This is a genomic window from Bacillus cereus group sp. Bce041, assembly GCF_052646455.1.
The window spans coordinates 71,889-87,730 of sequence record NZ_JBQXON010000010.1; the positions used below are offsets into that span (position 1 = coordinate 71,889).

The window sequence follows — 15,842 nt, forward strand, 5'->3', positions numbered from 1 at the left end:
TTTTGATATGAAATAATGCATAATATATATATAATTCGGCAAATTTTTCATACAATTCATCTCACATACAATAATAGATTAGGAGTGTTATAGATGAATTATAGAAAATTTGCTAGTGCTTTCGTTACGTTCGGTCTCCTTTGTCCTTTATCAACAAAAGCTATTCATGCCCAAGAATTAGATAAAAATGAAGTCAAAGTTGAAATTGCTCAGCCTGGTTTAACAATTGGAAAATTAACAGAACCTCAAAATGATACGAAAGAAAATATTGCGAAAAAGTATTTAAAAGGTGAGGTAAACGGGGCTAAAGCTCAACAAGAACAAGTCACTACTGAAAAAAATGTAGATTTCCAACCTACAAATAAAGAAACCAAAGAAAATCAAACCGAAGTTCGCCTTGCACAAACATATAAAAACTATAAAGTATATGGCCAAGATCTCATTGTAAAAGTAGATAAAAATGGAGTGATCACAACTGTTAGTGGTAAAGTTGTTCAAAATTTAAATCAACAACCTAATCTTACTATAACAAATTTTTTGTCGAAAAATGAAGTAAAATCTAAATTACGCGATATAGTTCAAATTCCAAGTGATGCAGTTGAGACAGAATTCTCTAGCGAAACCGTTGTTTATAAGAAAAAAGATGGCTATTATACATTCGCAACTGTTATTACATTTACTTATGAAAACAATGAACAAATTATAAACGGCAATGCTATCGTTGATTTAAAAACTGGCGAAGTACTTTTCCAAGAAAAATTCATTAAAAACAAAGAGAATAAGACTATAAATCAAGTAACATCACCTAGATTATCCCCTGCAAGTGAGCAAGGAACTGGGAAAAATGCACTTCAAGAAAACATCTCTTTCAATATTGCCAAAGGAACTGATGGGAAGTTTTATTTAGCAGATTTATCACGCGGAAATGGTATTTATATTTATAATGCAAACTACGCCGATTCTCTCGGAGGATATAGTCAAGCTGGTTATCCAGGGACACTAATTTCAAGTAGCAATCCTAATTTTGCAGATAAAGAAGCCGCGGGCGCTATGAAGAACATGAGTGATATTTACGATTACTTTAAGAAAGAACATAATCTAAAAAGTTACGACAATAAAGATTCAAAAGTTGTTGCTAGTGTACACGGTTTTGATTCTACTGAAGTTAATGATGGTGTAAAAGAAGACTATGTAAATGCATTTTGGCATCCCGCTTGGAACCAAATGGTATTTGGTGATGGTTTAGACGGAAAACTAACATCCGCTCTTGATGTAACAGCTCATGAATTTGGACATGCTGTATTCAGTGGCACGACGAAAAATAAAGTCGTGAGATATCCAAGCGCTGAAACATCTGCACTAAACGAGGGATTAGCGGATTTCTGGGGTACACAAATCGAATATTACGTAAAGAAAGATAAAGGAAACTGGATTATGGGCGATACATTAGGTGGCCTAACAATTCGTGATATCCCAAGGGAAATTGGTGACGGCGGTCATAAACTATATACAAATTTACAAGATTTCTATAACGATGGTAATAATCAAGAATCACACGTGAATTCTGGTATTATCAGTCACGTATTATATCAATTAGCTGAAGGTAAAACATATAACGGTGTTGCTGTTCAAAAACAAGGAAATGAAAAAGTAAGTAAAGTTGTTATGCGTGCATTGCAAAATTATGCAACTTCCGCTGAAGACTTTGAATCACTTCAATCTCATATCGTACAAGCTGCAAAAGATTTATATGGCACTGCCGTATCAAATGAATTTGCAAAGGCATTTGAAGCACACGGTTACAAACCGTTACAAAAAGTAAATCAAGTAATAGAAGTACAATAATTATAAAAAGAAGGTTACCTCTCATAGGTAACCTTCTTTTTATATCCAACCCTTTTCTTCCGCAATTGTAATTGCCTCAATTCTATTTTTCGCATCAAGCTTCGCTAATACTTCAGAAATATAATTACGTACTGTACCCGGCGAAAGATAAAGTGCCTTCGCAATTTCGTTTGCCGTCTTTCCTTCTTTCGCAAGCAACAGTACTTCCTTTTCGCGATCTGACAACGGATTTTGCTCCTGCCATAAGCCAAACATTAAATCTTGGGAGACCTCTCGTTTCCCCTTCATTACATTACGAATTGCTGCCGCTAAATCTTCACTTGGGCTATCCTTTAATAAATAGCCGTGCACACCAGCTTTCATTGCTCTTTCAAAATATCCCGGCCGTGCAAATGTTGTTAAAATCATTACTTTGCATGATGATTTTTCTTTCTTTAAAGTCTCAGCGACATCCAATCCACTTTGAATCGGCATTTCAATATCCATAATACTTACATCTGGCTTTAACGATTCAATTAATTTTAACGCCTCTTCCCCGTTCGCAGCTTGCCCAATTACTTCGATATCATCTTCTAGATCAAGCAGGGCCCCTAATGCACCACGAAGCATCCGCTGGTCTTCTGCAATAATAATTCGAATCATGCCCTCACCTCATCTTTTCCTGTTCTAATAACAACTGGAACTTTTACCGTTAATAACGTCCCTGGATTGATTGTACCTAGTTCAACAAATCCATCAATAAGAGCAATTCGTTCTTTCATGCCGCGAATACCATTTCCATCATGATTTTGATCTGTTAAACCGATTCCGTTATCTTCTACTTTCAAAATCAGTTCACCTTGTGATTCTAATACAGAAACTGCGCACCGCGTTGCCTTACTATGTTTTACAACATTTGTAACGGCCTCACGTAAACACATCCCGACAATATTTTGTTCAATTGGTGATAACGAGCTCGATCTTGCTTCTTGCCTCACTTCTAATTCAATATTAGCTGCTTGTAAGATCGCTTTTATTTGCTCTAGCTCTTCTTCTACCGTAATCATACGCATATCAGAAATTAATTCTCTCAGCTGTTTTAAAGCTGTACGAGAAGTTTGTGTAATTTCCTTAGCTTCCGCACTTGCACGCTCTGGATTTTTCACAATTAACTTCTCAACGAGCTGGCTTTTTAAAGTAATAAGAGATAAGGTATGCCCTAATGTGTCATGAAGATCTCTTGCAATTCGCTGCCGTTCTTCACGTTTTACTAAATCTTTAATTTGCTCGTTCGCCTCATCTAATTGATTTCTTAACATCTTTTTCTGATTAAAATTACGCATACCAAATGGCGTAAGAAGTATTAAAATAAACATAGGAACGATATTTACTAAACTTGTAGTTGTTATTTGATTCATATTTACAAATAAAAATGCTCCAAGCATTATAACTAACGAGCATAACAGCACTCGAAATACTTTCTTATTTGGCGCAAACCCCATCGCACTTGCTGTGAAAAAGCCAAAAAATATCATAAAAGGATTATAAAATAAAGCAAATAAAAAGATGAGTATCATTTGAATGCATGCCCATAAAATAAACGTCTTCTGAACAAAATATAGCTGACGGTATGTGATAATAAAAAGTATCAACATACCGCTTCCTAGCACAAGCTTCCATCCTGATGCTTGTGCTAAATGATAAATTGGAAATAATAAATACACAAGCCACATGTACGGAAAAAATCCCATATGTTTCGGAAAAATCTCAATCCTCTTCTTCTCTATCATTTATACCGCTTCCTGTCTTTTTCTTATATATATTGATACTACAACAAATATAAGGAAATAACCTCCTAATACCGCGATATTTTCCCATCCAATTGATTTTCCAGCTACAATATCCCACGCACCACTTCCGAAATGGTATGTCGGTGTCCATTCACCAATCGTTCTTAATATTTTTGGGAATACTTCAATCGGCATCCACAACCCGCCAACTATAGCTAAACTCATATTTAAAATATTTGCTAAGCCAGCAGCTGCGTCCGCCTTCTTAATGGAACCTATTACTGTTCCTAACGCTAAAAATGGTGTTACCCCTAACAATAACCATAACCCCGCACCAATCCATTGCCCTACCGTTAACTCAACATGATTAATTAGTATCCCTGCAATAAAGATAACTAATATTGAAAAAGCATTTACTACTGTTTGAGCGATAATTTTTGCTGTTAAATATGCTCCCTCTGGAAGCGGTGTAATTTTTAGAAGATGTGTCCATCCTTGCCCTCTTTCCTGAGAAAGTCTCACACCGAAACTAAAGAGTGCAGTCCCTACAATACTGAAAGTTGCCATCGAAATTAAATAATGTGCTTTCCATGCATCTCCGTTTTGTGGTACTTGAACAACATTTGTGAAAATGTAGTAAAACATAACAGGCATTAATAATGAGAAAAAGATAAATAATTTATTGCGGAATGTACGTAAAATTTCTATTTTGCACTGCATCCATAACGCTCTCATGCGATTTCCTCCTTCTGATTTGCAACGAATTGTTCAAATGCCTCATCAAGACTTCCACGTTCAACTGAAACATCTGTTACAGGTAAACTCCTTTGATAAATGGCTTTTAAAGTTGCATCCGTATCCTCCGTTGTTAAAATGAAGCATCCTTCGTTTGACTTTACTTCTGTTACATTTGGTAATTCCTTTAGTAATTTTGTAGGAATGCTTTCCTTTGAGTAAAATGTGATTGTTTTTCTCGAAATTGTTGCTTTCATTTCATCTGGTGTACCATCTGCGATAATCTTTCCATTCGCAAATAATAAGATACGATTTGCTAAAGCATCTGCTTCTTCTAAATAATGCGTCGTTAAAATAATCGTTTTTCCTTCACTTGCTAACTTTCGAATCGTTTCCCAAAACGTTCTTCGAGACGTAATATCCATTCCGACTGTCGGCTCATCTAAAAATAACAAATCCGGATTTCCCGCAAGTGCAAGCGCAAAGTTTAACCTTCTTTTTTGCCCACCTGATAATTTCTCACATCTTTGCTTTCGCTCTGATTCTAAATTTGATAACTGCAGTAACGTTTTTTTCTCTATAGGATTCGTATAATAACTACGGAATAACTCAATTGCCTCTTCCACCGTAATACTATCAATGACACTTACTTCTTGCAGCATCGCACCGAGGCTATTACGAACATCTCTATGCTTTGGACTCTTTCCAAATATAGAGACCTTACCTTCCGTTGGTTCCTTTAATCCAAGCATCATCGACATCGTCGTTGTTTTCCCAGCACCATTTGGCCCAAGCAACGCTACTATTTCCCCTTTATTTACATGAAATGAAACATTATTTACTGCGTTTTTATGTTTAAATGTTTTAGAAACACCATTTACTTCAATAATCTTTTCCATCTCTCCACCCCCGCTGTTTCTTATATTTACATTGTATTACTTGGAAAACTTAGGAAACAGTATGATGCGTCATGACATCGATATGACAATTGTCATGTATTCTTTATGAGAGGAATCAACCCCCATACCGCAAGCGAGTAGCAGGACGAAAATAAACATGATACAATCGGATAAGATATATATTCGAGGAAGGACAGTGGTTTTCATGATTATTCGTAATGAACAAGATTTAGAAGGCTTACGAAAAATCGGCCGCATCGTTGCGCTTGCACGTGAAGAAATGAAAAAACAAGCGAAGCCAGGTATGACAACGAAAGAGCTTGATTTGATCGGTAAAAAAGTATTAGATGAGCACGGTGCTATTTCTGCACCTGAAAAAGAATATGATTTCCCAGGTGTAACTTGCATTAGTGTAAATGAGGAAGTTGCTCATGGTATTCCAGGAGATCGCGTATTAAAAGAAGGCGACTTAGTAAACGTCGATGTATCTGCTGCACTTGATGGCTATTATGCAGATACAGGTATCTCATTTGTTCTTGGAGAAGACGAAGCAAAAGAAAAGCTTTGCCAAGCAGCGGTTGATGCATTTTGGGCAGCAATGAAAAAGGTTAGAGCTGGCTCAAAACAAAATCAAATTGGTCGTGCTGTTTCAAACTTCGCACATAAAAGTGGATACAATGTTATTCAAAACTTAACTGGTCACGGCATTGGTCTTAGCTTACATGAAGCACCAAATCACATTTTAAGTTACTATGATCCAATGGATAATGCGCTTCTAAAAGACGGTCTTGTTATCGCTGTAGAACCGTTCATCTCTATGAAAGCTGATCATATTATTGAACGTGGTGACGACGGTTGGACATTCGTTACACCTGATAAAAGTCTTGTTGCACAATGTGAACATACCGTTGTCGTAACGCGCGGCGAACCAATAATTTTAACAGAAATCTAATACCAAAAACGGCTGTTTTGTAGATTTATTCCACATAAAACAGCCGTTTTTATTTTTGGGAAAATATGTGAACTACTGTTGAACTCTTTATCATTTAAGTATATAATCTTTAGCGGAGGTTACTTAAGCTTATCTTTACTAAAAAGATATTGTAACTAAGGAGTAAAACACCTTCTTTCTTATTGTTTAAACAGTCTCAAAAATGACCGTAGTAACGTGTTAGTCGAATATTCTGTAATTCTTATATTCCTCTAATAATGTAAGAAACTATCATCTTTCAACTTCGGTCCACTAATCGCACAACTCTCTTTAGACAAAATAAATGACTATTTTCAAAGTACATATTGTCTTCATTCTGACCAAAACCAACCCTATCTAGATTTTTATTTCCACATAACTTTAAGGCAACAATAAGCCTTCACAAAGGGATACACTACATTGGTTAGTATGTATCGTAAAACTTACCTTTATAACCATTCTTTTTTACTAGATATACATGAAAACTATCTCACATATAAAGGTCTGATATCATTCTTTATATCAGTATTTTTTTCGACATTTTTTGTCGAATTGTGTATATTTTCATAGAACTGTGTAAATATACATTTTGTTTTACGTTAAACAATTTTACTTTGAACATAATCCTGTTTGTCTGAGAACGCGTATAGAAACGGAGGGATAGCAAAAAGTAAATAGCTTATAACAAATACTTTTAATATTCCATTTGTTCATGTGGAATAAGTCCCCAATGGACAAATGAATGTTCAGAGGAGGAAAAATGAAAAAACTTTTCAATGTATGTTTAATTTTATTCGTACTATTTTCGCAACTTGCTAGTTTTCCATACAATCAAGTAAAAGCGGAAACCTTAACAGGAGATTCCTTATTTGACACTGTTGAAATGAAAGATGCAACGAATCATATTATTGACGAAGCATTAAATCCTAAAAACTTAATAAAGATAGGATCAATCATTCAAGTAGAATACGCTTGGTCAATAAAGGATCAACAAGCTGCACACGCAAATGATACAGCAGTAGTTCAAATACCACTTGCATTAAAAGTATCTAAAGATTTGCAAGGAGATTTAGTAACAGATCAAAAAAATATTGGTCAATATTTTATAACAGCTAAAGATAATAAATTAAAATTAATATTTAATAATCAAGTAGAAAATTTGAAAGACGCTAAAGGAAAAATTAAAGTTGATACCGTGTTTAACTCAACTTTAAAAACTGGAGAAAAATCAGTTCAAATCGCTTTTCCTTTAGGAACAATGGTTCAGCCTATATCAGTTCCTGTTCAAGTAGAAAACTCTAAAGAAGATGGCACCAAACAGGATACTAATAAACAAGCGCAAGATCCAGTAGCTAAACCTGTTACTGACAATCCGGAGCAAGATCCAGCAACTAAACCTGTTACTGATAATCCGGAACAAAACCCAATAACTAAACCTGTTACTGATAATCCGGAACAAAACCCAACAACTAAAACTGTTACCGATAATCCGGAACAAAACCCAGCAGCTAAAACTGCCACTGATAATCCGGAACAAAATCCAGCAGCTAAAATTGCTACTGACAATCCAGAACAAAAGCTAGCAAGCGACCCTGCTGAGAATACAAATTCAGGTCCAAGGCAAATAACAACAAACATTTTAACCAGTGTAAAGTTGACGGATAAAGACGGAAAACCATTTACAGAGGATAACCGTCCAAGTACAGATTCCCCTGCCAATATTGAGTTTACATGGGAACTTTTAAAATCAATGAATGTGAAAAATGGAGATTACTATATTTTTGATCTTCCTAAACATTTTAAGATTTACAATACAATTAACAGTCCTTTATATGATAGTGAAAACCATCAAATTGGTAATTTTACTGTTACAAAAGATGGAAAAGTCACGATGACATTCAACGATTATGTTGAAGAGCATCCAGATGTTGCTGGTAACCTACAATTAAAGACAGAATTTAATAAAGCTGAAATTAAAGGTACAACAACACAAGAAATTCCTTTCCCGATTAAAGATAAGGATGTTTCTATTACAGTTGACTTTAAGCCTAATGTACAAACAGCTACGAATAAAAAGGGCTTACCTGATAGACCAATTAATACAAATGAAATTAATTGGAAAGTAGAGATGAACAAAACGAAAGACCCCCTTAAAAACGCTGTTTTTAAAGATAACATTCCACAAGGTACAAGCTTAAATAAAGATTCTATTAAAGTTTATTATTTAGAAGTTGATGTTAATGGGAATGTAACGCGTGGTGCAGAAGCTGAGCCAACAGATTACAATATTATTTCATCAGATGGCTCAAAATTGGAGATTGCTTTCAAAGATTCTATCAATAAAGCATATCAAATCGAATATGCCACAAAAATTACTGATGAAAATATTAAAAGTTTCCGAAATAACGTTACGATAACGAGTGATAATCAAAAGCAACAAAACGCAAGTTCTACTGTAACGGTTTCTCGTGGTACACACTTAAATAAAACAAGTAAATATGATCCAAAGACGCAAACAATTGAGTGGACAATTACTTACAATGGTGATCAAAGAGAGATCAAAAAAGCTGATGCGATTTTAAAAGATATTTTTGACGATACACACGAACTAGATGCAAATTCTATTGTTGTAAAAAACGCTTCATATAATGAAAAAGGAACGCTTGTAACAGGAGACGCTGTTAATAATTACACTGTAAATAACAAGAAGAATGGATTCGATTTACAGTTTAATGATGATATTAATAGTGCTTATGTGATTACCTATAAAACCAAGCCAACTAATAAAGTTATAGAAGATGGAAAAGTAAAAAATAAAGTTACAGCTGATAATGATTCAAGTAAAGAAAATGAAGCTAGCTTCAAGCAGCAAAATATTATTAAATCTAATAATAAAGCTGAAACAAATTATAAAGACAAAACAACAACTTGGACAATTATAGTAAATAATAACAACTATCCATTAAGCAACGCGATTATTACGGACACCTTTGATCATGGTGGATTACAATTAAAAGATAAGAAACTAGAAATTAAAGACGGAAATTATACCCTTCAAGCTGGGACTGACTATATTTTAGATGTAACAGATAAAGGCTTCAAAATTACTCTTATAGGTACGTATCAGTCTAATATGACAAAGACATTAGTCGTAAAATATACGACAGACTTTGATTATACAAAGCTAGAAAGTGGTAAAACTTCATTTAAAAATACAGGTAACCTTTCTTGGATAGATACGGATTCTAATCCACAATCAAATAAAGTTGAAGCTAATTTCGATCCTGATACTTTCACAAAGGCAAATGGTTATAAATACGGTTCTTATAACGCCCAAACGAAGGAAATTACTTGGATAATAGGCTTTAACTATAATAATGTTGAGATTAAAGATCCTTATGTTATAGACGTAATACAAGATAAACAAAAATTAGTGCCTGGATCCATTGAAGTGCGCGATATGATTCTAAATGGAAATCCTGATAATGCACAACCTGGTAATGCTGTACCAACTGAGAAATATGAACTTGAAGAACCTACAGAGAAAAATAAAAACACCCTAAAGGTTCATTTCAAACAATCAATTAATTCACCTTACTATATTATCTTTAAAACAAGCCTTGATGGTGAACTTATCCAAGGCACCTACAAAAACGAGGCAGATTTAAAAGATGGCTCTAAAATCGTAAACACCCTTACAGGTGACACTCAAGTAAATAAAGGTGGCAGCTTCGTTACTAAAAAAGCTGTGCAAGACGACAACTATATTAATTGGAGTATCGCAATTAACGAAAGCCAATCAACCATTGCAGATGCCGTTGTAACAGATGATCCAACCGAAAATCAGGTAATTGTGGAAGATTCATTCCACTTATATCCTACAACTGTAGATCCATATGGAAATTTAACAAAAGATACAGTAAACGAATTAAAAGAAGGAACAGACTATAAACTCAAAATAACAACAGACAATAATACCGGAAAGCAACATTTCGAAATTGCCTTCTTGAAAAAAATTGATCGAGCTTATATTTTAGAATATCGCTCACTTATTAATGCAGACGATAAAGAAAAAGTAAGTAATAAAGCGAAAATCACAGGCAATAAGTTGACAGTTAAAAACACAGAAACTACTGAAACGATTGAAGTGAGAATGTCTTCTGGTTCAGGCGGAGGATCTGCTACTAAAGGCCGTGGAAACCTTGAAATTATAAAGGTAGATAACGACAATAAGAACGCACTATTAGCTGGGGCAGAATTTACTTTATACGATCGTACAGGTAAAACTGTTATCCGTAAAATTACAACAGACAAAGACGGTATCGCTAAATTTAATAATTTAAAACGCGATAAATATTTATTAAAAGAAACAAAGGCTCCTGAAGGCTATGTAATTAGCTGGGATTTAAAACAAGGGAAAATTGTTGAACTTGGTACACAAGAGACTACAACATATAAACTTGCAAATAAGAAGTTTGTCGGTAAAGTAGTTTTAACAAAGTCTGATGACCTGAATAAAAACGTCACACTGCAAGGTGCCGTTTTCACACTACTTGATAAAGACAAAAAAATAATTTCAGAACACGAAAAATTAACAACAAATAATCAAGGACAAATTACTGTAGATAATTTAAAACCAGGAACTTACTACTTACAAGAAACAACTGCTCCTGAGCATTATAAATTAGACAGTACACCTATACAATTCACAATCAAAGAAGATCAAACAACAGTAATAAACCGAACTGCAACAAACAGTTTGATTCCAGGATCGGCCATTTTAACAAAATTCGATAAAGATGGAAAAACTTTAGCAGGTGCGGAGTTCAGTGTACGCGATCGATATAACAAAGTAATTCGTGGATATGAAAAATTAACGACAAATGATCAAGGACAAATCGAAGCAAAAGATTTACGCCCTGGAGACTATCAATTTGTCGAAGAAAAAGCACCTAAAGATTACGACATAGATAAAAAACCAATTGAGTTTACAATTATAAAAAGTCAAAAAAAAGCAGTTACTGTTACAGCGACAAATCACCTCATTAAAGGTGGTGTCACTTTAACGAAAGTCGATGATGTCGATGGCACTGCCCTTGAAGGTGCTGTATTTAAAATTGTCGATGCGAATGACGAGAAACAAGTAATTCGTGAAAATATAAAAACAGGTTCAGATGGAAAAGTTACCGTTAAAGATTTAGAGCCTGGTGCTTATAAATTTATCGAAACAGAAGCTCCTAAGGATTATACGTTAAGTACAAACCCTATCGAGTTTACAATTGATAAAAGCCAACAAGCTCTTGCTACTGTTACGGCAAATAACAGCTTAAAAACGGGCGAGGTTGAATTATTAAAAGTTGATGAGTTTGGTGAGAAAAAACCACTAGAAGGTGCTGTATTCAAACTTGTCGATACAAATAATAATGACGTTTCCCCTCACACTAACTTAACTACTGATAAACACGGTAAAGTTAAAGTTAGTAACCTACGTCCTGGTACGTATAAATTTATTGAAATAGCTGCTCCTGAACATTACGTTTTACGAGCAGAACCTATTGAATTTACAATCGATAGAAGTCAGAAAGAAACTCTACTTGTGAAAGCTGAAAATGCTTTAAAACCAGGAGATGTTGAATTAACAAAAGTTGATGATATCGATGGTACAGCTCTTGAAGGTGCTGTATTTAAAATTGTTGATGCAAATGATGAAAAGAAAGTTATTCGCGAAAATGTAAAAACTGGTGCGGATGGTAAAGCTATCGCTACTGGCTTACGCCCTGGCGATTATAAATTTATCGAAGTAACAGCACCGAAGTATTACGACAAAAATACAAAACCAATTAAATTTACGATTACAGAAAGTCAAACAACTCAGGCTACTGTTACCGCTAAAAACAGCTTAACAAAAGGCGGTATTGAGTTAACAAAAGTGAATGCTGCAGATGAAAAGGAAACACTTGAAGGTGCAGTATTTAAAATCGTTAATAGAGATACTAATGAAGATGTTCGTACGGACCTTGTTACGAATAGTAAAGGAATGCTAGTTGTAGATGACTTACGTCCTGGTAACTATAAACTTATCGAAACAAAGGCTCCAACTTATTACGATGTAAATGTAGAACCAATTGAATTTACAATCGAAAAAGGACAACAAAAACTTCTTCCACTTACATTTAAAAATAGTTTAACGAAAGGAAAAGTTAAACTGATTAAAGAAGATGATCTGGAAAGTAGTAAAGCTGTTGCCGGCGCTGTATTCACATTGCAAGACGCAACTGGCAAAGAAATTATGAAAGATTTAACAACAGATGATCACGGAGTATTAGTTATTCCTGATTTAGCACCAGGGGATTATCAATTTATCGAAACAAAAGCCCCTAAACATTATAAATTAGACAAAACACCTATTAAGTTCACAATTAAAAAAGGTAGTAAGGAAGATCTTCCTATCCCTGTTACTGTAAAAAATAGTTTACTTACAGGTGGCGTCACTTTAACAAAAGTTGATGATGTTGATGGCACTACTCTTGAAGGTGCAGAATTTATAATCGTTGACGCTCATGATACTAAAAAGGTAATTCGAAAAGGTTTAACGACTGATAAAAACGGTAAAATTTCTGCTTCTGATTTACGTCCTGGAGACTATCAATTTATTGAAGTAAAAGCTCCAAAAGACTATACCTTAAGCAAAGACCCTATTCCGTTCACTATCGAAAAAAGTCAAAAAGAGAATATTACTGTTACTGCTACTAACAGTTTAAAGAATGGTGCAGTAACATTAACAAAAATTGATGACATCGATCGTACGATGCTCGAAGGTGCAATTTTTAAGATTGTTGATATGAATGGTAAGGAAGTTCATACGAATCTCGTTACAGATAAAAACGGTAAAATTTCTGTTTCTGATTTACGCCCTGGAGACTATCAGTTCATTGAAACAAAAGCTCCTGAGCACTATGTATTAGATGAAACAACGATTCCATTTACAATTGAAAGAAGTCAAACGAAAGAGATCAATGTTACAAGCAAAAATGCTTTGAAAAAAGGTAGCGTTGAACTAACAAAGATTGACGATATTGATATGAATACAAAACTTGCTAACGCCGTATTTAATTTATTAGATGCAGACGGGGAGCTAGTTGAAGAAGGCTTAAAAACAAATGATGAAGGTAAAATTGTTGTTGAAAATCTACGTCCTGGTACGTATCAATTCGTTGAAACAATTGCTCCTGAACATTACGATTTAGATAAAAAACCTATCGTATTTACAATTAAAAAGAGCCAAACTGAAACCCTTCATGTCACTGCTACAAATGCTTTAACAAAGGGTGCAGTTAAACTTTCTAAAGTAGACGATGTTGATGGCACTGTTCTTAAAGATGCAGTATTTAAAATTGTTAATATGAACGGTGATGTAGTTCATAAAAACCTTGTTACAAATGAACAAGGAATAATCGAAATTAACGACCTACGTCCTGGTGATTATCAATTCATCGAGACAACGGCTCCGAAACACTATGATTTAAACAAAGAGCCAATTCCATTCACAATCACAAAGAGCCAAGCTGATCCTATCTCCGTTACAGCTACAAATAGCTTAACGAAAGGCGCTGTGGAACTTTCTAAAGTTGATGATGTAGATGGTACTGCTCTTAAAGATGCGATATTTAAAATTACTGATATGAATGGTAACGACATTCGCACTGAGCTTACAACAGATGTACATGGAAAAATTTCTGTTTCTGACTTACGTCCTGGGGACTATCAGTTTATTGAAACGAAAGCTCCTGAACATTATAAATTAGATAGTACACCTATTAAGTTTACAATTAAGAAAAGCCAAAAAGAAATGCTCCAAGTTACTGCTACAAATAGCTTAACTGAGGGTGCTGTAGAATTAATAAAAGTGGATGATATAAACCCAGATACAAAACTTTCTGATGCAGTGTTTAACATCATCGATGCGAAAGGTAAAATTGTTCGCACTAATTTAACTACTGATAAAGATGGTAAGATTACTGCTACGAACTTACGCCCAGGAGACTATCAATTCATTGAAACGAAAGCTCCGAAAGATTACGATTTAAATAAAACACCTATCGATTTCACTATCGAGAGAAGTCAACTAACTCACGCTTCTATTACTGCTAAGAATGGCCTAACAAAAGGTGGCGTGGAATTAACGAAAGTTGACTCTATAGATAAGAAAGAAATGCTAGAAGGTGCGGTATTTAAAATTACTGATCTGAACGGTAACGATATTCGTACGAATTTAGTTACCAATAAAGACGGAAAAATAATCGCTAAAGACTTACAACCAGGAGACTACCAATTTATTGAAACGAAAGCTCCTAAACATTACGACTTAAATGAAGAACCTATTAAGTTCACAATCGAAAGAAGTCAAACAAAGCATGTCTTCGTTACAGCTATTAATAGCTTAACGAAAGGTAGTGTGGAGTTAATTAAAGTTGATGATGCCAAGCAAAACACAACACTTGAAGGTGCAGTATTTAAAATTGTTAATAAGGATGGACACGATGTTCGTACCGATTTAACTACTGATAAAAACGGCCGTTTAGTTGTGGATGAATTACCACCAGGAGAGTATGAGTTTATTGAAACAAAAGCTCCTGAACACTATGACTTAAGCGACACACCTATTAAGTTCACAGTTAAAAAAGGCCAAGAAAAAATCGCCTCTGTTACTGCTACTAACAGCTTAACTAAAGGCGCAGTTGAATTAACTAAAGTTGATGATATCGATGGTACTACTCTTGAAGGGGCTATCTTTAAAATTGTAGATATGGACGGTAAGGATATTCGTTCTGATTTAACTACTGATAAAGATGGGAAGATTTCTGTTTCTGATTTACGTCCAGGAGATTATCAGTTTATTGAAACGAAAGCTCCAACTGGCTATGATTTAAACATTAAACCAATTCCTTTCACAATTACGAAAGGACAATCTCAGGTTACCTCTGTTACAGCTTTAAATAGTTTAACAGCAGGTTCAATTGAGTTAACTAAAGTTGATATTGATCACCATGGAACACTTGAAGGTGCCATTTTCAATATTTTAGACCAAGATGGAAAATTCATCCGAGAAGGTTTAAAAACAGATCAACACGGAAAAGTAATCGTAAATGATTTGAAACCTGGTACTTATCAATTAGTAGAAACAAAGGCTCCTAAAGGCTATCAATTAGATGCATCACCAATAAACTTTACAATTGATAAAGCCCAAGCTACGCCACTACAAATTACAGTTTCAAATAAAAAAATTGAATCTTCTTCAGGTGGAGATGACAAGCCAGTTACTCCTCCAAATAAAGAAGAAAACAAAGGCAATGAAATATCTGAGAAACACGAAAACGGAACTTCCGAAGAAACATCGAATAAAACAGATAACAAACAGCAAGATGATCGAAATACGGATAAACACCTTCCAAATACAGGTCATAAAGAAGACCCTACACAAACAGTAGGTATCCTTCTTCTACTAGCTGGATTATTAAGTATTTTGGCTACAAAACGCAAAAAAAATTATTAATAATTTTTTCACATCCAATCAATTTCTTAATTGATTGGATGTTTTTTTATACAAAAAGGACGATACATAAA

7 protein-coding genes are annotated in these 15,842 nt (G+C 34.5%); 3 read left to right on the forward strand and 4 right to left on the reverse strand.

Going from position 1 to position 15,842, the window contains the following annotated elements:
- The first annotated feature begins 93 nt into the window (after positions 1 to 93).
- Positions 94 to 1,845 carry a M4 family metallopeptidase gene (locus ACUN13_RS24165; RefSeq protein WP_445423996.1) on the forward strand — a complete coding sequence of 584 codons (1,752 nt, stop codon included), beginning with the start codon at positions 94 to 96 and terminating at the stop codon, positions 1,843 to 1,845.
- A gap of 39 nt (positions 1,846 to 1,884) precedes the next feature.
- Here the strand turns inward: ACUN13_RS24165 and ACUN13_RS24170 are convergent, their stop codons facing one another.
- From ACUN13_RS24170 to ACUN13_RS24185, 4 genes are read right to left on the reverse strand one after another with little or no spacing between them, the layout of a single operon-like run.
- Positions 1,885 to 2,487 carry a response regulator transcription factor gene (locus ACUN13_RS24170; RefSeq protein WP_000619259.1) on the reverse strand — a complete coding sequence of 201 codons (603 nt, stop codon included), beginning with the start codon at positions 2,485 to 2,487 and terminating at the stop codon, positions 1,885 to 1,887.
- Positions 2,484 to 3,614, reverse strand: a complete 1,131-nt coding sequence (locus tag ACUN13_RS24175) for a sensor histidine kinase (protein ID WP_445423997.1) — start codon at positions 3,612 to 3,614, stop codon at positions 2,484 to 2,486. Before ACUN13_RS24175 ends, ACUN13_RS24170 begins: the two co-directional genes overlap by 4 nt.
- Positions 3,615 to 4,349, reverse strand: coding sequence for an ABC transporter permease (locus ACUN13_RS24180; protein WP_001202431.1), 735 nt, complete (start codon positions 4,347 to 4,349; stop codon positions 3,615 to 3,617).
- Positions 4,346 to 5,248 carry an ABC transporter ATP-binding protein gene (locus tag ACUN13_RS24185; RefSeq protein ID WP_025688592.1) on the reverse strand — a complete coding sequence of 301 codons (903 nt, stop codon included), beginning with the start codon at positions 5,246 to 5,248 and terminating at the stop codon, positions 4,346 to 4,348. The genes ACUN13_RS24180 and ACUN13_RS24185 overlap by 4 nt, the downstream gene beginning before the upstream one ends.
- Positions 5,249 to 5,405: 157 nt before the next feature.
- Between ACUN13_RS24185 and map the strand changes: the two genes are divergently transcribed.
- Positions 5,406 to 6,200 carry a type I methionyl aminopeptidase gene (gene map / locus ACUN13_RS24190; protein ID WP_003313889.1) on the forward strand — a complete coding sequence of 265 codons (795 nt, stop codon included), beginning with the start codon at positions 5,406 to 5,408 and terminating at the stop codon, positions 6,198 to 6,200.
- 778 nt (positions 6,201 to 6,978) lie between these two features.
- Positions 6,979 to 15,771 carry a SpaA isopeptide-forming pilin-related protein gene (locus ACUN13_RS24195; RefSeq protein ID WP_445423998.1) on the forward strand — a complete coding sequence of 2,931 codons (8,793 nt, stop codon included), beginning with the start codon at positions 6,979 to 6,981 and terminating at the stop codon, positions 15,769 to 15,771.
- Positions 15,772 to 15,842: the final 71 nt, after the last annotated feature.

Bases quoted from the DNA above. Each gene is read 5' to 3' on its own strand.
- ACUN13_RS24165 (WP_445423996.1), top strand. From the start codon at position 94: ATGAATTATAGAAAATTTGCTAGTGCTTTCGTTACGTTCGGTCTCCTT.
- ACUN13_RS24170 (WP_000619259.1), bottom strand. From the start codon at position 2,487: ATGATTCGAATTATTATTGCAGAAGACCAGCGGATGCTTCGTGGTGCA.
- ACUN13_RS24185 (WP_025688592.1), bottom strand. From the start codon at position 5,248: ATGGAAAAGATTATTGAAGTAAATGGTGTTTCTAAAACATTTAAACAT.
- map (WP_003313889.1), top strand. From the start codon at position 5,406: ATGATACAATCGGATAAGATATATATTCGAGGAAGGACAGTGGTTTTC.
- ACUN13_RS24195 (WP_445423998.1), top strand. From the start codon at position 6,979: ATGAAAAAACTTTTCAATGTATGTTTAATTTTATTCGTACTATTTTCG.
- ACUN13_RS24175 (WP_445423997.1), bottom strand. From the start codon at position 3,614: ATGATAGAGAAGAAGAGGATTGAGATTTTTCCGAAACATATGGGATTT.
- ACUN13_RS24180 (WP_001202431.1), bottom strand. From the start codon at position 4,349: ATGAGAGCGTTATGGATGCAGTGCAAAATAGAAATTTTACGTACATTC.